Raw genomic sequence first — 21,894 nt, forward strand, 5'->3', positions numbered from 1 at the left:
CGCAGGTATGGGGCTTTTTTTTGCCTAGGGATTTTGGCCATGGATGGGCGCAGACCGCGAGGTTCTGCTGGAATTGGCGCTCTTCGCCCCCATAACTGCCTCCATGACCCACGGCCTCATCCGCATCCACGGCGCCCGCCAGCACAACCTCAAAAACCTCGACGTCGACATCCGTACGGGTGAGCTCACGGTGGTCACCGGCCCCAGCGGCTCGGGCAAGTCCAGCCTGGTGTTCGACACGCTCTACGCGGAAGGGCAGCGCCGCTACGTCGAGACCTTCAGCGCCTACGCGCGCCAGTTCCTGGACCGCATGGACAAGCCGGCCGTGGACAAGGTCGAGGGCGTGCCGCCAGCGATTGCCATCGACCAGACCAACCCGGTGCGCAGTTCGCGCTCCACGGTAGGCACGATGACTGAGCTGAACGACCACCTGAAGCTCCTGTTTGCCCGCGCCGGCCAGCTGTTTGACCGCGAGACGGCCCGGCCCGTGCGGCACGACACGCCCGACAGCATCTACGCCGAGCTGCTGGCGCGCGCCGCCGCCGCGGGCGACCCGCGCCTGGTGGTCACCTTCGCTGTCGAGCTGCCGGCCAACACCAGCGCCGACGAGGTGCAGCAGTGGCTGTCGGCCAGCGGCTACACGCGCGTGCACGCCGAGCGCGAGGCGGCCACGCCTGCCGGTCCCGTGAAGCTGCTGGACGTGGTGGCCGACCGCTTTCGCATTGCCGGCGCCGAGCGCGCGCGCGTGCTGGAAGCCATCGAATCCGCGCTGCACCGCGGCAGCGGGCGCCTGGCGGTGCACGCGCTGGCGGCCGAGGAGGGCGCTGAGGAACAGGTCTGGAAGTTCTCCACCGGCCTGCACTGCCCCGAGAGCGACCTGCGCTATGCCGAGCCCATTCCGTCGATGTTCAGCTTCAACTCGCCCGCCGGCGCGTGCGAGACCTGCCGGGGTTTCGGCCGGGTGATCGGCGTGGACTGGGGGCTGGTCGTGCCGGACGAACGCCTGACGCTGCGCGCCGGCGCCATCAAGACGATGCAGACCCCGGCGTGGAAGGAGAACCAGGACGACCTGATGCGCTACGCCGAGGCCGCCGGCATCCCGCGCGACACGCCCTGGTACAAGCTGACCGACGAGCAAAAGCACTGGGTCATCGAGGGCACGCCGGGCTTTCGGCCCGGGCAGTGGAACCGCCAGTGGTACGGCGTGCGGCGCTTTTTCGAGTACCTGGAGAGCAAGGCCTACAAGATGCACATCCGGGTGCTGCTGTCCAAGTACCGCAGCTACACGCAATGCCCGACCTGCGCCGGCGCGCGTCTGAAGACCGAGAGCCTACTGTGGCGCGTGGGCAGCCGGGCCGCGGCCGATGCCGTCTTGGCACCCGAGCAGCGCTTTCTGCCGCAGGGCGTGGCGTGGACGCGCGCGCAGCTCCAAGCCCTGCCGGGGCTGTGCCTGCACGATCTGATGCTGCTGCCGATCGAGCGGCTGCGGCGCTTCTTCGCATTGGTGGAGCAGGAGGCGGCTGCGCTTGCTGCTTCGCCTGAAACGCAGGGGCCGGCGCCTCTTTCTCCCTCCCCCCCGGGGGGAGGGCAGGGGTGGGGGCCAGCTGAGGCTGGATCGACCGCCGAGGCTGCCATGCCGGCCGGCCCTCACCCCGGCCCTCTCACGGGGGGAGAGGGAGGAAGCCCGGCAGAGGGCGCCGACGCCCAGGCCCTGCACCTGATCCTGGAGGAAGTGCGCACCCGCCTGCGCTACCTGACCGACGCCGGCCTGGGCTACCTCAGCCTGGACCGCCAGAGCCGCACCCTGTCCGGCGGCGAGGTGCAGCGCATCAACCTGACCACGGCGCTCGGCACCTCGCTGGTCAACACCCTGTTCGTGCTGGACGAACCCAGCATCGGCCTGCACCCGCGCGACATGCACCGCATCACCGAGGCCATGCTGCGCCTGCGCGACGCGGGCAACACGCTGGTGGTGGTCGAGCACGACCCGGCCGTCATGCTGGCCGCCGACCGGGTGCTGGACTTCGGCCCTGGCCCGGGCGAGCAGGGCGGACGCATCGTGTTCGACGGCAGCGTCGAGGCGCTGCGCCGTGCCGACACACTCACCGGCCAGTACCTGGGCGGGCGCCGGCACGTGGGCGGCGGCGTCAAGCGCCGCGTCACCGAGAGCACGCCGCGCCTGATCCTGGAGGGCGCGCGCGCACACAACCTGAAGAATCTCACGGTGGACATCCCGCTGCAGCGCCTGGTCACCGTGACCGGCGTGTCGGGCTCGGGCAAGTCCACGCTGGTCCAGGACGTGCTGGCACCGGCGCTGCTGCGCCACTTCGGCCGCGCCACGGAAGCGCCGGGCGCGCACGACCGGCTGCTGGGCGCCGACCTGCTGGCCGACGTGGTGTTCGTCGACCAGTCGCCCATCGGCAAGACGGCGCGCTCCAACCCGGTGAGCTACGTCGGCGCGTGGGACGCCATCCGCGAGATCTTCGCCGCCGCGCCGCTGGCGCGCGAGCGCGGCTACACGGCGTCAAAATTCAGCTTCAACTCGGGTGACGGACGCTGCCCGACCTGCGGCGGCTCGGGCTTCGAGCACGTGGAGATGCAGTTCCTGTCGGACGTGTACCTGCGCTGCCCGGACTGCGACGGCCGGCGCTACCGGCCGGAGATCCTGGAGGTGCGCATCGAGCGCGGCGGGCGCCTTTTGAGCGTCGCCGACGTGCTGGAGCTCACCGTGAGCGAGGCCGCGGCGCTGTTTGCCCAAGACCGCGACGTGATCCGCGCGCTGCAGCCCATCGTCGACGTGGGCCTGGAGTACGTGCGCCTGGGCCAGCCCGTGCCCACGCTGTCCGGCGGCGAGGCGCAGCGCCTGAAGCTCGCTGGCTTCCTGGCCGAGGCGGCGCGCAGCGCGTCCAAGTCGCGCCAGGCGCTGTCGAAGAAGGGCACGCTGTTTCTGTTCGACGAGCCGACCACTGGCCTGCACTTCGACGATATCGCCAAGCTGATGCGCGCGCTGCGCAAGCTGCTGGACGCCGGCCACTCGCTGGCGCTGATCGAGCACAACCTGGACGTGATCCGCGCCTCGGACTGGCTGATCGACCTGGGGCCGGAAGGCGGCGACGCGGGCGGCACGCTGGTCGCCGAGGGCCCGCCCGAGGAACTGCGCCTGCACCCGACCTCGCATACGGCGGCGGCGCTGCGCGACTACGAGCAGGCGCTGGGCGAGGGCGGGCACGCTGTGCACGACAGCGCCGCTGCCTCCCACCCCCTCTCCCGCGTGCGGGAGAGGGCCGGGGTGAGGGGGCGAGAAGAAGGCGCGTCGGTATTGGCCGACCCTCACCCCAGCCCTCTCCCGGAGGGAGAGGGGGCAAAGACCGGGCAGGGCGCCATCGAAATCGTGAACGCCCGCGAGCACAACCTCAAGGGCCTGGACGTGGCCATTCCGCGCGGTCGGTTCAACGTCATCACGGGAGTGTCCGGCTCGGGCAAGTCCACGCTGGCGTTCGACATCCTGTTCAACGAGGGCCAGCGCCGCTACCTGGAGTCGCTCAACGCCTATGCCCGCTCCATCGTGCAGCCGGCCGGGCGGCCGGAGGTGGACGCGGTCTACGGCATCCCGCCCACGGTGGCCATCGAGCAGCGCCTGTCGCGCGGTGGTCGCAAGAGCACCGTGGGCACGACCACCGAGGTCTGGCACTACCTGCGCCTGCTGTACGTCAAGCTGGGCGTGCAGCACTGCATCCACGACGGCGCGGCGGTGCAGCCACAGACGGCGGAATCCATCGCCGCGCAGCTCATGACGCGCTTTCGCGGCCAGTGCATCGGGCTGATGGCGCCGCTGGTGGTCAACCGCAAGGGCCTGTACACCGAGCTGGCCGACTGGGCGCGCCCGCGCGGCTACACGCACCTGCGCGTCGATGGCGAGTTCCTGCCGACCACCGGCTTCCCGCGCCTGGACCGCTTCAAGGAGCACACGCTGGAACTGCCCGTGGCCAGCCTGCGCATGGCGCCCGAGCACGAGGACGACCTGCGCACGCACCTGGCCAAGGCGCTGGAGCTGGGCAAGGGCGTGCTGCACGTGATCAGCGGCATCGAAGGCCTGGAGGCCGCGCTGCACGGCGGCCTGCCCACGGCCGGCATCGGCCACGTCCATGTGTTTTCCACCAAGCGCGCCTGCCCGGTCTGCGCCACCAGCTACGCCGAGCTGGACCCGCGGCTGTTTTCCTACAACAGCAAGCACGGCTGGTGTCCGGACTGCGTGGGCACCGGCGTGCAGCTGACGCGCGCGCAGCGCGAGGTGCTGGACGACTCGCTGCCCATGGACCGCTCGCAGGGGCGCGAGCAGACCTTCGCCGAGCCCGAGGTCGAGGACCTGGCCGAGCACGCCTGCCCGGCCTGCGCGGGCACGCGCCTGAACCCGGTGGCGCGCGCGGTGCTGTTCGCCGGCACGCCGATCACCAGCGTGGCGCGGCTGTCGGTGCGCGAGGTGCGCGCCTGGGTCGAGGGGCTGCAGCTGTCCGGGCGCGAGGCGGAGATCGCCCGCGACCTGGTGCCCGAGATCAAAAGCCGCCTGGACTTTCTGGAGGAAGTCGGCCTGCCCTACCTGACGCTGGACCGTGGCGCGCCCACGCTGTCGGGCGGCGAGGCACAGCGCATCCGCCTGGCGGCGCAGCTCGGCAGCAACCTGCAGGGCGTGTGCTATGTGCTGGACGAACCCACCATCGGCCTGCACGCGCGTGACAACGGCATTTTGCTGAACGCCCTGCAGCAGCTGAACGACAAGGGCAACACGCTGGTCGTGGTCGAGCACGACGAGGACACCATTCGCCGCGCCGACCACCTGATCGACATCGGCCCCAGCGCCGGCAAGCGCGGCGGGCGGCTGGTGGCGCAGGGCCGTGTGGCGGACCTGGAGGCGGCGCCGGAGTCGCAGACCGGCCGCTATTTGCTGCACGCCATGCGCCACCCAATGCAGCCGCGCCGGCCGGTCTTGCTCCCTCTCCCTCTGGGAGAGGATGGGGGTGAGGGTCAGCATGCTATGCAATCGATAGCTGCAGGCCCAATGAATATCACGACAAAAGGCCAAAAACGCTCCAAATCAGCCAAGAAGCCGGCTGCGGAAATGGCCAGCGGTGTCGGGCGGGCGAACAGCCCTCACCCCGGCCCTCTCCCAGAAGGAGAGGGAGTGAAAACAGCCGCGCCGCCATGGCTCACCGTGCACGGGGCCTTCCTGCACAACCTGCACGATGTCACCGCGCGCGTGCCGCTGCAGCGCCTGGTGGCGATCACCGGCGTCTCCGGCTCGGGCAAGTCCACGCTGGCGCGCGACGTGCTGCTGGCCAACGTGGCCGCCTGGGTCGGCCAGCGCCAGACGAAGGCCGGGCGCGAGGCCATGGACGCCGGCCGCGCCCCGGCGCTGGTGGGCTGCACCGGCCTGTCGGGCTTCGAGACCCTCGACCGCGTGCTGGAGGTCGACCAGACGCCCATCGGCAAGACGCCGCGCAGCTGCCCGGCGACCTACATCGGCTTCTGGGACACCATCCGCAAGCTCTTCGCCGAGACGCTGGAGGCCCGGGCGCGCGGCTACGGGCCGGGGCGCTTTTCCTTCAACACCGGCGCCGGCCGCTGCCCAGCCTGCGAAGGGCAGGGCGTGCGCACCATCGAGATGGCCTTCCTGCCCGACGTGAAGGTGCCGTGCGAGGTCTGCCACGGCGCACGCTTCAACCCCGAGACGCTGGCCGTCACCTGGCGCGGCAAGAACATCGGCGACGTGCTGCAGATGGAAGTGGACGAGGCGGTGGAATTCTTCGCCAGCATGCCGTCCATCGCGCATCCGCTGCAGCTGCTCAAGGACGTGGGCCTGGGCTACCTGACGCTGGGCCAGCCCTCGCCCACTCTCTCGGGCGGCGAGGCGCAGCGCATCAAGCTGGTGACGGAGCTGACCAAGGTGCGCGACGAGGTCGGCCGGCGCGGGCAAAAGGCGCCGCACACGCTGTACGTGCTGGACGAGCCCACCGTCGGCCTGCACATGGCCGACGTGGACAAGCTGATCGCGGTGCTGCACCGGCTGGTGAACGCCGGCCACAGCGTGGTCGTCATCGAGCACGACCTGGACGTGATCGCCGAGGCCGACTGGGTCATCGACCTGGGGCCGGAGGGCGGCGCCGGCGGCGGGCGCATCGTCGCCGCCGACACGCCCGAGGGCGTGGTGCGCCTGGGCACGCACACCGGCGTGGCGCTGGCGCCGGTGCTGGCGCGCTGACGGGCCGCCATGGCCGGCAGCCGCGCGCGCACCGTCTGGCTGCAGCCCGATGCGCCCGCCAAACCTGCGCCGGGCGCGCCGTGCAACGGCTGCGGCCTGTGCTGCCTGGCCGAACCCTGCCCGCTGGGCATGCTGCTGTCGCGCCGGCGCCATGGCCCTTGCGCGGCGCTGCGCTGGGACGCCGCCGCGCGCCTGTATCGCTGCAGTGCCATCACCGAGGCGCCGCCCGGCGCCTGGGGTGCCCTGCGCCGGGCGCTGGCGCGGCGCTGGATCGCGGCGGGCTACGGCTGCGACGCCGACCTGCAGGCTCTGCCGACGACGGGGGACGACGACTGACCGGCGCCCGCGTCATCCGCAGCGCCGGGACGCAGCCCGCGGCCTGCTCTCCTACAGCGCGGTCAGCCCGCCGCCCACGCCGCGCTGGCTGGGCTGGTTCCTATGATCCGCCCTGTCTCTCGTATGGGTTACCCCTCGCCCCTTTCACGGGGTTTGCCCCGGCCGCCTCACCGCAGCCGGGGCTTTTTCTTGGGTGCCGGTGGGACAATCGCCGCCCATGACGACCACCGCCGCCCCTACGCCCACCCTGACCCTCACCCGCCCCGACGACTGGCACCTGCACGTGCGCGACGGCGCGCCGCTGGCCAGCGTGGTGCCGCACACCGCCGCGCAGTTCGCCCGCGCGGTCATCATGCCCAACCTGCGCCCACCGGTGACCACGACCGAGCAGGCGCTGGCGTACAAGCAGCGCATCCTGGCCGCCGTGCCCGCCGGCATGCAGTTCGAGCCGTTGATGACGCTGTACCTGACGGACAACCTGCCGCCGCAGGAGATCGCCCGCGCGCGCGCCGCCGGCATCGTCGCCGCCAAGCTGTACCCGGCCGGGGCCACCACCAACAGCGACGCCGGCGTGACCGACCTGCGCAAGATTTATCCGGTGCTCGAGGCCATGCAGCAGGCCGGCATGCTGCTGCTGGTGCACGGCGAGGTCACCAGCCCCGACATCGACCTGTTCGACCGCGAGGCGGCGTTCATCGAGCAGCAGCTGATCCCGCTGCGCCGCGACTTCCCCGCTCTGAAGATCGTCTTCGAGCACATCACCACCCGCGAAGCGGCGCAGTACGTGGCCGAGAGCGACGCGCACGTCGCCGCCACCATCACCGCGCACCACCTGCTGTACAACCGCAACGCCATGTTCACCGGCGGCATCCGGCCGCACTACTACTGCCTGCCGGTGCTCAAGCGCGAGACGCACCGCCAGGCGCTGGTGCAGGCGGCCACCAGCGGCAGCCCGAAGTTCTTCCTGGGCACCGACAGCGCGCCGCACCCGGCGCACCTGAAGGAGCACGCCAGCGGCTGTGCCGGCTGCTACACCGCGCACGCCGCCATCGAGCTGTACGCCGAGGCCTTCGACGCGGCCGGTGCGCTGGACCGGCTGGAAGGCTTTGCCAGCCTGCACGGTGCCGACTTCTACGGCCTGCCGCGCAACCGCGGCACGCTGACTCTGCGCCGCGAAGCCTGGAGCGTGCCCGAGAGCTACCCGTTTGGCGAAGGCGCCGTCAAACCGCTGCGCGCCGGCGACACCCTGGCCTGGCGTGTGGTGCAGCCCGAGGCCGTGGCCGCCTGACCCTTTTTTCTCCCACCCCGCACAGGAAGCTCCCATGTCCACTGCCGACCGCGCGCTGCGCATCGCGCTGCTGATCGACGCCGACAACGCCCCGGCCGAGAAGCTCGACGAGATCCTGACCGAGCTGTCCACGCTCGGCGAGATCAACATCCGCCGCGCCTACGGCAACTGGACCAAGCACGGCCTGCACCGGTGGCAGGAGCGGCTGCTGGAGTTCGCCGTGCAGCCGGTGCAGCAGTTCGACTACTCCAAGGGCAAGAACGCCACCGACATGGCGATGACGGTGGACGCGATGGAGCTGCTCTACAACGAGCGGCCCGACGCCTTCGGCATCGTCTCGTCGGACGCCGACTTCACGCCGCTGGTGCTGCACCTGCGCGCCCGCGGCGCGGCGGTGTATGGCTTTGGTGCGGCGCAGACGCCCAAGCCGTTCGTCAACGCCTGCTCGCGCTTCCTGTACCTGGAGTCGCTCGGCGGTGGCGTGGCCGAGGGCGAGCCAAACACGCCGGTTCCGTCCGAATCCGGCGCCGCGCCCGGGTCAGCGCCCGGGGCCGCGCCTGTAATGGCCGGCGTATCGCAGCCCGCACCTGTCCCGGCCTCGGCCATGCCTCAGGCCACCGACACCCAGGAGCCCGCCCAGCCCCAGCCCCTGGCCGCCCCCGGCGTGCCCGAGCGCCCGGCCAGCCTGCGCGTGCCCGGCGCCGCCCTGCGCCAGGACCGGCGCCTGATGCAGTTCCTGCGCCACGCCGTCGGGGCCTGCCAGGACGAGGACGGCTGGACGCGCGTCGGTGTGCTGGGCCAGCAGATCGGCAACAAGACCTCGTTCGACGCGCGCAACTACGGCTACGCCACGCTGAGCAAGCTGCTGGCCGCCACGCAGGCGTTTGAGCTGCGCGACGAGGGCACGTCGCGCATCGCCGTGCGCGAGCGCGGCGCGCCGCCGCTGCCTGCCGGCGCGGGTGGCTGACAGCGCCGGCGCGCACGCGCTGGCCGCCATCGATTGGGACGCGCCCTGGCTGGCGCCGCTGGCGCGCCTGGGCCGTGCCGCGGCCCGGGACGCGCTGCAGCAGGGCAGCGTGGCCGAGGCGCTGAACCGCCTGATCGTGGCCGGCCACGCCCCCGACCCCGGCGTGCGCTTCGTGCCCCAGCAAGCGCTGCCGGCGGGCATGGCCTACGAGGCCTTCGTCTTCGCCCAGCGCCGCGTGCCCACGCGCGACCACCTGCACGACTTCTTCAACGGCCTGGTCTGGCTGCACTGGCCGCGCACCAAGCGCCACCTGAACGCGCTGCAAGCGCATGTCATCGCCCAGGCCGGCGTAGGCGCCACGCGCGGGCCATTGCGCGACGCCATCACGTTGCTGGACGAGAACGGTGCGCTGCTGTGCGCGCCGCCGGCGCTGGCTGGGGCGCTGGCCGGGCGGCACTGGCGCCGCGCCTTCGTCGAACTGCGCCCGCTGTGGCGGAATGCCCGCCTGCACCTGTTCGGCCACGCCCTGCTGGAAAAGCTGGTTTACCCAAGAAAACCCATCACGGCCCATGTATTCCAAGGGCCTACAGCTATCAAAGATGTAGCTGAAGCCGACATCTGGCTGGCCGCTGGCGCCAGTGCCGAGGCTCTGGGCGCCAAGCCATTCAATCCGGTGCCGGTTCTGGGTGTACCCGGCTGGAATGCGGGTAACGAAGCGCCTTGCTTCTATGATGACCCGCTCGTTTTTCGGCCGCCGCGCGGCGCTTGAAGCGCTGGCCGCGCGCCCCATCTGCGGCGGGCGCGCCGTCTTGTGCCGGCGCGGCCTTCTTCCCTTTTTGGAACACACCTTTCCTTCCATGAAACGCATCGCGCTTTTTCTGCTGACCAACGTGGCCGTGGTGGTGGTGCTGGGCATCGTCGCCAGCCTGCTGGGCGTGAACCGCTACCTCACGGCCAACGGCCTGAACCTGGGGGCGCTGCTGGGCTTTGCCTTCATCATGGGTTTCGGCGGCGCCATCATCTCGCTGCTGATGAGCAAGCCCATCGCCAAGATGAGCATGGGCGTCACGATCATCAACAACCCGCGCAACCAGGACGAGGCCTGGATCGTCGAGACCGTGCGCGGTTTCGCCGATCGGGCCGGCATCCAGATGCCCGAGGTCGGCATCTATGAAGGCGAGGCGAATGCCTTCGCCACCGGCGCGTTCAAGAACTCGGCGCTGGTGGCGGTGTCCACCGGCCTGCTGCAGGGCATGACGCGCGAGGAGGTCGAGGCCGTCATCGGCCACGAGGTGGCGCACGTGGCCAACGGCGACATGGTGACCATGGCCCTCATCCAGGGCGTGATGAACACCTTCGTGGTGTTCCTGTCGCGCGTCATCGGCTATGCGGTGGACAGCTTCCTGCGCAGGAACGACGAGAACAACTCCGGCCCCGGCATCGGCTACATGGTCACGACCATCGTGCTGGACATCCTGCTGGGCTTCCTGGCGGCCATGATCGTCGCTTGGTTCTCGCGCCAACGCGAGTTCCGCGCCGACGCCGGCGCCGCGCAGCTGATGGGCCGCAAGCAGCCGATGATCAACGCGCTGCACCGCCTGGGCGGCATGGTGCCCGGCGAGATGCCCAAGAGCCTGCAGGCCATGGGCATCACCGGCGGGTTGGGCAAGCTGTTTTCCTCGCACCCGCCGATCGAGGAGCGCGTGGCGGCGCTGCAGGCCGCCTGACTTCGCCGCGGCGTCAGGCCGGCGTGGGCATGGGCCCGCGCCCGGCCTTGGCCAGCAGGAACTCGATGCAGGTGCGCACCGCGCGCGTCTGGTGGCGGTGCGGCAGGTACAGCAGGTACAGCTGCGTGCCGAAGATGCTCAGCCGGTATTCCTGCAGTGTCTGCAGCACCTCGCCGCTGGCGATCTCGCGCTGCACCACGTAGTCCGGCACCAGGCCCACGCCCAGCCCGGCCAGGATGCCCTGGTGCAGGAACGGAAAATGCTCGGAGCTCAGCGTCGGCTCCAGCGACACCTCCTGGCGCTCGTCGCCCTGGTAGGCCGACAGGCGCAGCTGGCGGCCCAGCACGCCGGCGGTGATCAGCGGGCTGGCGCGCAGCTCGTGCAGCGTGCGCGGCAGCCCGTGCCGCGCCGCCCACTCGCGTGACGCGCAGGCCACGTAGCGCATCTCGCCCAGGCTGCGCGCCACCACCGACAGCGGCGGCTCGGAGATCACCCGCACCGCGATGTCCACCTCGTCGCGCAGGTGGTCGGCGCGGTTCTCGAACAGCACGTCCAGCACGATGCCCGGGTACAGCCGCTTGAACTCGATCAGCCAGTCGCTCATCACCATCTGCCCGTAGCCGCTGGGCACGCTCAGCCCCACGCGCCCTTGCAGGCCCTGGCCCAGGTCGGCGATGGTCTCGCGCGCGGCCAGCAGTTCGTTGTTGATGGCCCGGCCGTGCTCGTACAGGCGCAGGCCGACCTCGGTCGGCTCGGCACGGCGCGTGGTGCGGCGGATCAGCTGCGCGCCGACGGATTTTTCCAGCTGCGTCAGGTGGTAGCTGACGTTGGCGCGCGTCATGCGCAGCTTGCGCGCGGCCTGGCTCAGGTTGCCGCTGTCGATGATCTCCACCAGCAGGCTGAGGGCTTGCAGATCCATGGGCAGGCCTCGCGTTCCATGTTGATTGTCAAATGTCGTTTGACGGATTGTCAATGATTGATGTGATTGTAAAGAACGGCTGACGTTTGCAGAATGCTCTGGTTGGTCCACAAGCAGGAGACATTCCATGGCGGCTACCTTGCCCGCAGCGTCCGCTTCCGCCGTCACCACCGAGCTGCACGCAGGCGTGCTGGTGGTGCGCATCGACAACCCGCCCGTCAACGCCCTGGGCCAGCCGGTACGCGCCGGCCTGCTGGCGGCGGTGGAGCAGGCGGCAGCCAGCGACGCCGTGCGCGCCGTGCTGCTGGTGGGCGCGGGCCGCGCCTTTATTGCCGGCGCCGACATCCGCGAGTTTGGTAAGCCGCCGCAGGCCCCGGCGCTGCCCGAGGTGCTGAACCGCCTGGAGCTGCTGGACAAGCCGGTGATCGCCGCCATCCACGGCCCGGCACTGGGCGGCGGGCTGGAAGTGGCCATGGCCGCGCACTGGCGCCTGGCGCTGCCCGGTGCGCGGCTGGGCCTGCCCGAGGTGAACCTGGGCCTGCTGCCCGGCGCCGGCGGCACGCAGCGCGCGCCGCGCCTGATGGGTGCGCTGGCCGCGGCCGAGCTGATGCTCAGTGGCCGCCACCTGGGCGCGCAGGCCGCGCTGGACGCCGGCCTGGTGGACCAGCTGGCGGACGGCGACGACCCGCAGGCCGCCGGCTTGGCCTACGCCCGGCAGCTGCTGGCGCAGGGCGCCGGCGTGCGCCGCACGCGCGACCGCGCCATTTCCGACGCCGCCAGCGCGCCGGCGGCGCTCGACCAGCTGGCCGCCGAGACGGCGAAGAAGACGCGCGGCCTGTTCTCGCCCGCCAGGATCATCGACTGCGTGCACGCGGCGCTGGAGCTGCCCTTCGAGCAAGGCCTGCAGCGCGAGCGCGCGCTGTTCGTGGAGTGCCTGAACAGCCCGCAGCGCGCCGGCCTGGTGCACGCCTTCTTCGCCGAGCGCGAGAGCGCCAAGATCCCCGAGGCACGCGCCGCCGCGCCGCGCCCGCTGCAGCGGCTGGCGGTGATCGGCGGTGGCACCATGGGCGCGGGCATCACCGTCGCGGCGCTGGACGCCGGCCTGTCGGTGGTGATGATCGAGCGCGACGCCGAGTCCATCGCGCGTGGCCAGAAGAATGTGGAGAAGGTCTACGACGGCCTGATCGCCAAGGGCCGCATGACGGCCGAGGCCCGCGCCGCCACCCTGGCGCGCTACCAGCCCGGCACCTCGTACGACGCCATTGCCGAAGTCGATCTGGTGATCGAGGCGGTGTTCGAGGACCTCGAGGTCAAGAAGGCCGTGTTCCGCGAACTCGACCGTGTGTGCCGGGCCGGCTGCGTGCTGGCCACCAACACCTCGTACCTGGACATCGACGCCATCGCCGCCGCCACGCAGCGCCCGCAGGACGTGATCGGCCTGCACTTCTTCAGCCCGGCGAACATCATGAAGCTGCTGGAGATCGTGGTCGCCGCGAAGACGGCGCCCGACGTGGTCGCCACCGCCTTCGAGCTGGCCAAGCGCATGAAGAAGGTGCCGGTGCGCGCCGGCGTGTGCGACGGCTTCATCGGCAACCGCATCCTGGCGGTGTACCGCGAGGCCGCCAACCACGTGCTGGAGGACGGCGCCAGCCCCTACGAGATCGACGCCGCGGTGCGGGCGTTCGGCTACCCCATGGGGCCGTTCCAGGTCTCGGACCTGGCCGGCGGTGACATCGGCTGGGCCACGCGCAAGCGCAAGGCCGCCACACGCGACCCGCGCTCGCGCTATGTCGAGGTCGCCGACCGCATCGCCGAGCGCGGCTGGTACGGCCAGAAGACCGGGCGCGGCTGGTACCTGTACCCGCAGGGTGCGCGCACCGGCCAGGAAGACCCCGAGGTACTGGCCATCGTCGATGAAGAGCGCAAGAAGAAGGGCATCGTCCCGCGCAGCTTCACGCACGAGGGGATCATGCGCCGCTACATGGCGGCCATGGTCAACGAGGGCGCGCGCGTGCTGGAAGAAGGCATCGCTCTGCGCCCGCTGGACATCGACGTCACCTTCCTGTTCGGCTACGGCTTTCCGCGCTGGCGCGGCGGCCCGATGCACTGGGCCGACACCCAGGGGCTGGACCGGGTGCTGGCCGACATCCGCGAGTTCGCCAAAGAAGACCCGCAGTTCTGGCAGCCCGCGCCGCTGCTGGAGCAGCTGGTGGCCGAAGGCCGCAACTTCGACAGCCTGAACCGCGCCGCCGCCTGATTTCAAGCAAAAAACCGCTGCAGCCCTTATTCCATATGGGTCTCCAGCTATCGATTCAGAAGCAAACCACCATCCGAGGGCCATCTCCCATGCGCGAAGCCGTCATCGTCTCTACTGCCCGCACGCCGCTGACCAAGGCGCACCGCGGCGAATTCAACGCCACCCCCGGCCCGCAGCTGGGCGCCTACGCCGTGCGCGCCGCTGTCGAGCGCTCGGGCATCGACCCGGGCCTGCTCGAAGACCTGATCTGGGGCTGCGGCTACCCGGAAGGCACCATGGGGCGCAACATCGGCCGCCAGACCGCGCTGCGCGCCGGCCTGCCGGTGACGGTGGGCGGTGCGGTGGTCAACCGCTTCTGCGCCTCGGGCCTGCAGGCCATCGCCATCGCCGCCGGCCGGGTGGTGCTGGAGGGTGTGCCGGCGCTGGTCGCCGGCGGGGCCGAGAGCATCTCGCTGCTGCGCCCGGCCGGGCGCAACGGCACCGCCGACCTCGACCCCTGGCTCGTCGAGCACAAGCCGCAGCTGTTCATGGAGATGATCGACACCGCCGACGTGGTGGCCGAGCGCTATGGCATCTCACGCGAGGACCAGGACGCCTTCGCCCTGCAAAGCCAGCAGCGCACCGCGGCCGCGCAGGCCGCCGGCGTCTTCGACGACGAGATCGTGCCCTGCGCCACGCGCATGACCGAGAAGGACAAGGACAGCGGCGAAGTCACCTGGCGCGACGCCGTCGCCACGCGCGACAACTGCAACCGCCCCACGACCACTTTGGCCGGGCTGGCCAAGCTCGAGCCGGTCAAGGGCGCGGGCAAGTTCGTCACCGCCGGCAATGCCTCGCAGCTGTCCGACGGCGCCAGCGCCTGCGTGGTGATGGAGGCGCGCGAGGCCGAGCGCCTGGGCCTGCAGCCGCTGGGCGCGTTCCGCGGCTTCGCGGTGGCCGGCTGCGAGCCCGACGAGATGGGCATCGGCCCGGTGTTCGCCGTGCCGCGGCTGCTCGAGCGCGCCGGCCTCACGGTGCAGGACATCGACCTGTGGGAGCTCAACGAAGCCTTCGCCTCGCAGGCGCTGTACTGCCAGCGCCGGCTGGACATTCCCATGGAGCGGCTGAACGTCAACGGCGGTGCCATCTCCATCGGCCACCCCTTCGGCATGACCGGCGCGCGCCTGACCGGCCACCTGCTGCTGGAGGCCCGCCGGCGCAAGGCGCGCGGCGAGCGCATGCGCTGGGGCGTGGTCACCATGTGCATCGGCGGCGGCATGGGCGCGGCCGGGTTGTTTGAGTTCTGTTAATCAACGAAGGCTTTGCGGGACAGACCAGGCAATCGCGCAGCCATTTCCTGCTCTGTCCCCAACTGATCAAGTAACGACCGAGTACTGACGGAGAACCTGTCATGGATTTGCAATTCACCCCCGAGGAAGAGGCGTTTCGCGCCGAAGTGCGCGCCTTCCTGCAGCAGCACCTGCCGCGCGACCTGGCCGCCAAGGTCCAGGCCGGCCAGCGCCTGTCGCGCTTCGACCTGGAGAACTGGCAGGCCATCCTGAACCGCCAGGGCTGGCTGGCCTACCACTGGCCGCGCGAGTACGGCGGCACCGGCTGGACGCCGATCCAGAAGTTCATCTTCGACGACGAATGCGCCCGCGCCGGCGCGCCGCGCCTGCCGCCGTTCGGCACCAGCATGCTCGGCCCGGTGCTGATCAAGTACGGCAGCGAGGAGCAAAAGCAGCGCTGGCTGCCGCGCATCCTCAGCGGCGCCGACTGGTGGTGCCAAGGCTACTCCGAGCCCGGCGCCGGCTCCGACCTGGCCAGCCTGAAGACCAGCGCCGTGCGCCAGGGCGACCACTACGTCGTCAACGGCCAGAAGACTTGGACCACCCAGGGCCAGCACGCCAACATGATGTTCTGCCTGGTGCGCACCGACCGCGCGGCCAAGGCGCAGGCCGGCATCAGCTTCCTGCTGATCGACATGGACCAGCCGGGCGTGGAGGTGCGCCCGATCCGCACGCTGGACGGCGACGCCGAGGTCAACGAGGTCTTCCTGACCGACGTGAAGGTGCCGCTGGAGAACCTGGTCGGCGAGGAGAACCAGGGCTGGACCTACGCCAAGTACCTGCTGACCTACGAGCGCACCGGCATCGCCGGGGTGGGCTTTTCCATGGCGGCGCTGGAGCGGCTCAAGGCCATCGCCTCGCGCGTGCAGCGCCACGGCCGGCCGCTATCCCAGGACCCGCAGTTCGCCACGCGCCTGGCGCAGGTGGAGATCGACCTGGAGAACATGAAGACCACCAACCTGCGCGTGCTGGCGGCGGTGCAGGGCGGGGGCGTACCCGGGGCCGAGAGCTCGATGCTGAAGATCCGCGGCACGGTGATCCGCCAGGAGCTGCTGTCGCTGACGCGCCGCGCCATGGGCCCGTACGCGCTGCCCTACATCGAGCAGGCGCAGCACGCCGGCTGGGACGAGCCGCCGGTCGGCCCGCCCGAGGCCGCCACGGCCGCGGCCGCCTACTTCAACTACCGCAAGCTGTCGATCTTCGGCGGCTCCAACGAGATCCAGCGCAACATCATCTCCAAGGCCATCCTGGGCCTGTGAGCGGGCGGCGTCACCACCATGAACTTTGAACTGAACGAAGACCGCCGCATGCTGGCGGACGCGCTCGGGCGCTACCTGTCCGAGCAGTACCCCGCCGAGGCGCGCAACCACGCCGCCTACGGGCCGCTCGGCTACAGCCCCGAGACCTTCGCCACCCTGGCCGAGATCGGCGCCATCGGCGCGCTGGTGCCCGAGGCCGACGGCGGCTTCGGCGGCGCTGGCGCCGACATCGCGCTGGTGTTCCAGACCCTGGGCCGGCACTTGGTGGCTGCGCCAATGCTGGGCGCGCTGCTGGTGGCGCGCGCGCTGACCGAGGCCGGCAGCCCGGCGCAGCGCGCGCACCTGCCGGGCCTGATGGACGGCAGCCTGCTGGCCGCGCTGGCGCACGACGAGCCGGCCAACCACTACGAGCTGGAGCGCGTGGCCACCAGCGCACGGCGCGAGGGCGACGCCTGGGTGCTGGACGGCGCCAAGGCCGTCGTGCCCTTCGGTGACCAGGCGCAGCTGCTGCTGATCAGCGCGCGCACCGCCGGCGGCGTGGCCGACGCGCAGGGCCTCTCGCTGTTCCTGGTGCCGGGCGACGCGCCGGGCCTGGCCACGCGCGGCTATGGCCGCATCGACGGCGGGCACGCCGCCGAGGTCACGCTGCAGGGCGTGCGCCTGGGCGCCGACGCGCTGCTGGGCGAAGAGGGCCAGGGCCTGGCGCTGCTCGAGCGCATCGTCGGCTACGGCGTGCTGGCGCTGTCGGCCGAATCGCTGGGCGCCATGGGGCGCGCGCGCGACGACACGCTGGAATACCTGCGCACGCGCCGGCAGTTCGGCGTGCCCATCGGCAGCTTCCAAGCGCTGCAGCACCGCATGGCCGACCTGCTGCTGGAGGTCGAGCAGGCGCGCTCGGCCGTGACCAACGCCGCCGCCGCGCTGGACGTGGCTGACCGCACGGCGCGCGAGAAGGCGCTGTCGGCCGCCAAGTACACCGTCGGCCGCGTCGGCACGCTGGTGGCCGAGGAGGCGATCCAGCTGCACGGCGGCATCGGCGTGACCTGGGAGCTGCCGCTGGCGCACTACGCCAAGCGGCTGGTGATGATCGACCACCAGCTGGGCGACATGGACCACCACCTGGCGCGCTGGATGGCGCTGGGCTGATCCGCGCGCCGCCCCCGATTTTCAAGCGAAAACTGCCTTCAGCCCTTGTGCATCAAGGGCCGGCAGCTATCAAAAACGACAGGAGACCGCATGACCCCCGAACCCCTGATCCAGCGCCGCGACGGCGCGGTGCTGGTGCTGTCCAACCACAACCCGCAGGCGCGCAACGCGCTGACGCCGGCCTTCTACCAGGGCCTGACCGAGGCGCTGCACGCCGCCGCCGAGGACGCCAGCATCGGCGCCATCGTGCTGACCGGCGAGGGCGGGCATTTCTGCTCGGGCGGCGACCTGCGCCAGATCGCCACCCGGCGCGAGCTGCCGATCGCCGCGCGCCGGCGCCGCCTGGAGGGCCTGCACAACTTGGTGCGCGCGCTGCGCGATTGCCCCAAGCCGGTGATCGTGGCGGTGGAGGGCGCCGCCACCGGCGCCGGCCTGTCGCTGGCGCTGGCCGGCGACTTGCTGGTGGCGGCGCGCAACGCCGTGTTCTCGGTGGCTTACGTCAAGGTCGGCCTGACGCCGGACGGCGGCGCCACCGCGTTGCTGGGCCAGGTGCTGCCGCGCCAGCTGCTGACCGAGCTGTGCCTGACCGGCCAGCCGCTGAGCGGCGAGCGCATGCACCAACTGGGCGTGGCCAACCGCCTGGCCGAGCCCGGCCAGGCCCTGGAGCAGGCGCTGGAGCTGGCGCGGCAGATCGCGCGCGGCCCGGAGCTGGCCATGGCGCGCATCAAGCACCTGTGCCGCGCGGCGCCGGAAAACACGCTCGAGCAGCAGCTGGAGCTGGAGGCGCTGTACATGCCGCTGTCGCAGGACACCGAGGAGTCGCGCGAGGGTATCGCCGCTTTCCTGGACAAGCGCCCGGCCGACTTCACCCGGCTGCGCGGCCCGCGCACCGCATGACAGCGCAGCACCCGCCAGGAGGAGACGCCATGAGCGAATCGCAAGCCGCCGCATCCGCCGACCTGCCGCTGGCCAGCGTGCGCGTGCTGGACCTGTCGCGTGTCTTCGCCGGGCCCATGGGCGCCATGGTGCTGGGCGACTTCGGCGCCGAGGTCATCAAGGTCGAGCACCCCGGTCGCGGCGACGACACGCGCGACTGGGGCCTGCGCATCGGCCGCACCGAGACCACCTACTACAACAGCATGAACCGCAACAAGCGGTCGATCACGCTGGACCTGCAAAGCCCCGAGGGGCTGCGCATCGTGTACGAGCTGGTGTCGCAGTGCGACGTGGTGCTGCACAACTTCAAGGCCGGCGGCGCCGAGAAGCTGGGCGTGGGCTACGAGCAGCTGCGCGCGCTCAAGGACGACATCATCTATTGCGCCGTGGGCGGCTACGACAGCAGCGGCCCCGAGGCCACGCGCCCCGGCTACGACCTGGTGATCCAGGCCGAGGCCGGGCTGATGGCGCTGAACGGCGACGCCGACATGCCGCCGCTGAAGTTCGGCGTGGCGGTGGTCGACCTGATGACCGGCATGTACGCCGCCCAGGCGGTTCTGGCGGCGCTGCTGCGCCGCGAGCGCCAGGGCCGCGGGCAGCTCATCGAGCTGGCGCTGTACGACTGCGGGCTCTCCGTGACCGGCTACTACGGGCTGGAAGCGCTGCAGCTCGGCCACGACCCCGCGCGCTACGGCAACGCGCACCCATCCATCGTGCCCTACGGCATGTTCGAGGCCGCCGATGGTCCGCTGATCATCGCCGTGGGCAACAACGCGCAGTTCGAGAAGTTCTGCCGCCAGGTGCTGCAGCGCCCGGAGATCCTGGACGACGAGCGCTTCGCCACCAACGTCGCGCGCTCGCGCCACCGCCACGAGTTGCTGCCGCTGCTCAAGCGCCTGCTCGCCGAGCAGCCGCGCGAGCAGCTGCTGCAGCGCCTGACCACCGCCGGCATCCCGTGCGGGCGGGTCGCCGGGCTGCACGAGGCGCTGACCAGCGAGCGAACGCGCCGCGGCGCGCTGGTGCAGCAGCTGCCGCACCCGGTGGCCGGCAGCACGCCGGTGTTCGCCCCGCCGTACCGGCTGGACGGCCGGCGCCTGCCCATCCGCCACGCCCCGCCCACCCTGGGCGAGGGCACGCGCGACGTGCTGCAGCAGCTGCTGGACCTGGACGACGCCGCGCTGGCGCGCCTGCAGGCCAGCGGTGTGCTGACCCTGCCGGACACCGTGCCGCAGGAAAAACCATAGCGCAATGCCCTTGTTCCATAAGGGTCAGCGCGTGTTTTCGTATCAAAAGGAGATTGTCGAGATGTCGTTTCGTACCCTGAACCGCCGCGCCGCCCTGGCGCTGGCCGCCACGCCGCTGCTGGCGTCCCTGTCGCTGCCCGCGCTGGCGCAAGGCACTTGGCCGGACAAGCTGATCAAGCTGGTCGTGCCGTTCCCGGCCGGCGGGCCGACGGATACGGCTTCGCGCATCGTCGGGCAGAAGCTCGGCGAGCGCCTGGGCCAAGCCGTCATCGTGGATAACCGTCCGGGTGCTTCCGGTTCCATCGGTGCCAGCCAGGTCATCAAGAGTCCCGCCGACGGTTACACGCTGATGACGCTGGCCACCCCGACGCTGCTGGCGCCGCACCTGTTCCGCAAGTCCGGCTACGACTCCTCCAAGGACTTCGCTCCCGTCGCCATGCTGTACGACCTGCCCATCGTCGTCGTCGTGAACCCTCTGCTGCTGCCCGAGGTCACCGATCTGCCGAAGCTGGTGGCCTACGCCAAACAGCAAAAGGGGGCGGTCAACTACACCAGCGCCGGTACCGGCAGCTTCGGGCACCTGAGCATGGAACTGCTCAAGCAGATGGCCGGCTTCGACATGCAGCACGTGCCCTACAAGGGCAGCGCGCCAGCCATCACCGACACCATCGGTGGCCAGGTGCCGGTGATGTTCGCTGACTTGGTGGCGGCGCTGCCGCATATCCAGGCGGGCAAGCTGCGCGCCATCGCGGTGGGCTCTCCCCGGCGCATCGCCTCACTGCCGCAGGTCAAGACCGTGTCCGAGCAGGGCTTCAACGGATACGAAGCCGTATCCTGGGGCGGGATCGTCGCGCCCGTGGGGACGCCCCAGCCGGTGATCGAGCGCATTGCCAAGGAAGTCAAGCTCATCCTGGAAGACAAGCAGGTGCAGGACAAGATGGCCGGCGCCGGCGCCCTGCCGCATTTCGAGCCGCCGGCGCAGTTTGGCGAACGCATCCGCCAGGACTACCAGCGCTGGGGCCAGATCATCCGCGACAAGGGCATCAGCCAGGACTGACCGTCAGGACACGCCCGACCATGAAGACCCGCATCACCGAACTGTTCGGCATCCAGCACCCCATCATCCAGGGCGGCATGCACCACGTGGGCTATGCCGAGCTGGCCGCCGCCGTCTCCAACGCCGGCGGCTTGGGGCTGATCACCGGCCTGACGCAGAAGACGCCCGAGCTGCTGGCCCGCGAGATCGCGCGCTGCCGCGCGATGACCGACCGGCCCTTTGGCGTGAACCTGACCTTCCTGCCCAGCGTCAACCCGCCCGACTATCCCGGCTACGTGAAGGCCATCGTCGAGGGCGGGGTGAAGATCGTCGAGACCGCGGGCAACAACCCGCAGCAATGGCTGCCCGCGCTCAAGGACGCGGGCGTCAAGGTCATCCACAAGTGCACCTCGGTGCGCCATGCGCTCAAGGCCGAGGCCATCGGCTGCGACGCCATCAGCGTGGACGGCTTCGAATGCGGCGGCCATCCGGGCGAGGACGACATCCCCAACTTTATCCTGCTGCCGCGTGCGGCCGAGGAGCTGAAGATCCCGTTCGTCGCCTCCGGCGGCATGGCCGACGGGCGCAGCCTGGTGGCAGCGCTGGCGCTGGGCGCCGAGGGCATCAACATGGGCACGCGCTTCATCGCCACGCGCGAGGCGCCGGTGCACGACAACGTCAAGCAGGCCATCGTCGCCGCCAGCGAGCTGGACACGCGCCTGATCATGCGGCCGCTGCGCAATACCGAACGTGTGCTCACCAACGCCGCCACCGAGCGTGTGCTGCACAAGGAAAGCGCGCTGGGCGCGGCCGTCACCTTCGCCGACATCGCGCCCGAGGTGGCCGGCGTCTATCCGCGCATCATGCAGCAGGGCGAGATGGAGGCCGGCGTCTGGTCCTGCGGCATGGTCGCCGGTCTGATCCGCGACGTGCCCAGCGTGCAGCAGCTCATCGATTCCATCATGTCCCAGGCCGAGGCGCTGATCCGGGAACGCCTGGCCGGCATGCTCCGCTAACCCTCCAGCAGAAAGAAGTTCGCCATGAAGATCCTCGTCCCCGTCAAGCGCGTGGTGGACTACAACGTGAAGGTCCGCGTCAAGTCGGACGGCACGGGAGTGGACACCGCCAACGTCAAGATGAGCATGAACCCCTTTGACGAGATTGCCGTCGAGGAAGCGGTGCGCCTCAAAGAAAA

At 70.8% G+C, this 21,894-nt stretch carries 15 protein-coding genes and 1 pseudogene; 15 read left to right on the forward strand and 1 reads right to left on the reverse strand.

Translation table 11 applies throughout. The features are described 5' to 3' along the window. Positions 1 to 103 precede the first annotated feature (103 nt). The 6 genes from BLQ61_RS16235 to htpX all read left to right on the forward strand — a co-directional run bounded on the left by BLQ61_RS16235 (position 104) and on the right by htpX (position 10,574). Complete coding sequence (locus BLQ61_RS16235) at positions 104 to 6,256, forward strand: excinuclease ABC subunit UvrA (protein WP_091572785.1); 6,153 nt, start codon at positions 104 to 106, stop codon at positions 6,254 to 6,256. Between the two features lie 9 nt (positions 6,257 to 6,265). After that, positions 6,266 to 6,592, forward strand: coding sequence for a hypothetical protein (locus BLQ61_RS16240; RefSeq protein ID WP_091572733.1), 327 nt, complete (start codon positions 6,266 to 6,268; stop codon positions 6,590 to 6,592). Between the two features lie 217 nt (positions 6,593 to 6,809). After that, the gene (gene pyrC, locus BLQ61_RS16245; protein ID WP_091572736.1) at positions 6,810 to 7,880 is read left to right on the forward strand and encodes a dihydroorotase; all 1,071 of its coding nucleotides are present in this window, start codon (positions 6,810 to 6,812) and stop codon (positions 7,878 to 7,880) included. A gap of 34 nt (positions 7,881 to 7,914) precedes the next feature. Next, positions 7,915 to 8,847 carry an NYN domain-containing protein gene (locus BLQ61_RS16250; RefSeq protein ID WP_091572738.1) on the forward strand — a complete coding sequence of 311 codons (933 nt, stop codon included), beginning with the start codon at positions 7,915 to 7,917 and terminating at the stop codon, positions 8,845 to 8,847. Then, positions 8,840 to 9,616 carry a DUF3025 domain-containing protein gene (locus BLQ61_RS16255; protein ID WP_091572741.1) on the forward strand — a complete coding sequence of 259 codons (777 nt, stop codon included), beginning with the start codon at positions 8,840 to 8,842 and terminating at the stop codon, positions 9,614 to 9,616. Before BLQ61_RS16250 ends, BLQ61_RS16255 begins: the two co-directional genes overlap by 8 nt. 88 nt (positions 9,617 to 9,704) lie before the next feature. Further along, positions 9,705 to 10,574 (forward strand): protease HtpX, encoded by an 870-nt coding sequence (htpX, locus tag BLQ61_RS16260; protein WP_091572788.1) that lies wholly within the window; start codon positions 9,705 to 9,707, stop codon positions 10,572 to 10,574. 13 nt (positions 10,575 to 10,587) lie between these two features. On the opposite strand, the gene BLQ61_RS16265 is transcribed toward htpX, so the two are convergent. Further along, positions 10,588 to 11,493: a LysR family transcriptional regulator gene (locus BLQ61_RS16265; protein WP_091572743.1), complete on the reverse strand. Its 906-nt coding sequence runs from the start codon at positions 11,491 to 11,493 to the stop codon at positions 10,588 to 10,590. A 127-nt stretch (positions 11,494 to 11,620) separates the two neighbouring features. Here BLQ61_RS16265 and BLQ61_RS16270 point away from each other — a divergent pair, with 127 nt between their 5' ends. The 9 genes and pseudogenes from BLQ61_RS16270 to BLQ61_RS16310 form a co-directional block, all read left to right on the forward strand. Then, complete coding sequence (locus BLQ61_RS16270) at positions 11,621 to 13,750, forward strand: 3-hydroxyacyl-CoA dehydrogenase NAD-binding domain-containing protein (protein ID WP_091572746.1); 2,130 nt, start codon at positions 11,621 to 11,623, stop codon at positions 13,748 to 13,750. 89 nt (positions 13,751 to 13,839) lie between these two features. Further along, complete coding sequence (locus tag BLQ61_RS16275; protein ID WP_091572748.1) at positions 13,840 to 15,039, forward strand: acetyl-CoA C-acyltransferase; 1,200 nt, start codon at positions 13,840 to 13,842, stop codon at positions 15,037 to 15,039. Positions 15,040 to 15,140: 101 nt separating this feature from the next. Beyond that, positions 15,141 to 16,337, forward strand: coding sequence for an acyl-CoA dehydrogenase family protein (locus BLQ61_RS16280; protein ID WP_091572751.1), 1,197 nt, complete (start codon positions 15,141 to 15,143; stop codon positions 16,335 to 16,337). 18 nt (positions 16,338 to 16,355) lie between these two features. After that, the gene (locus tag BLQ61_RS16285) at positions 16,356 to 17,483 is read left to right on the forward strand and encodes an acyl-CoA dehydrogenase family protein (protein WP_091572754.1); all 1,128 of its coding nucleotides are present in this window, start codon (positions 16,356 to 16,358) and stop codon (positions 17,481 to 17,483) included. A gap of 90 nt (positions 17,484 to 17,573) precedes the next feature. Further along, on the forward strand, positions 17,574 to 18,380 hold the full coding sequence (locus BLQ61_RS16290; protein ID WP_091572756.1) for an oxepin-CoA hydrolase, alternative type: 807 nt from the start codon (positions 17,574 to 17,576) through the stop codon (positions 18,378 to 18,380). 29 nt (positions 18,381 to 18,409) lie between these two features. Further along, positions 18,410 to 19,663: a CaiB/BaiF CoA transferase family protein gene (locus BLQ61_RS16295; RefSeq protein WP_091572759.1), complete on the forward strand. Its 1,254-nt coding sequence runs from the start codon at positions 18,410 to 18,412 to the stop codon at positions 19,661 to 19,663. A 61-nt stretch (positions 19,664 to 19,724) separates the two neighbouring features. After that, positions 19,725 to 20,720 carry a Bug family tripartite tricarboxylate transporter substrate binding protein gene (locus BLQ61_RS16300; protein ID WP_091572761.1) on the forward strand — a complete coding sequence of 332 codons (996 nt, stop codon included), beginning with the start codon at positions 19,725 to 19,727 and terminating at the stop codon, positions 20,718 to 20,720. Between the two features lie 20 nt (positions 20,721 to 20,740). Then, a complete protein-coding gene (locus BLQ61_RS16305) occupies positions 20,741 to 21,715 on the forward strand; it encodes an NAD(P)H-dependent flavin oxidoreductase (protein ID WP_091572764.1) in 975 nt (324 codons plus the stop codon). A gap of 24 nt (positions 21,716 to 21,739) precedes the next feature. Continuing rightward, positions 21,740 to 21,894, forward strand: a pseudogene (locus BLQ61_RS16310) (electron transfer flavoprotein subunit beta/FixA family protein); the annotation flags it as partial.

It is taken from the genome of Oryzisolibacter propanilivorax (assembly GCF_900103645.1).
GTDB classification, from domain to species: Bacteria; Pseudomonadota; Gammaproteobacteria; order Burkholderiales; family Burkholderiaceae_C; genus Melaminivora; species Melaminivora propanilivorax.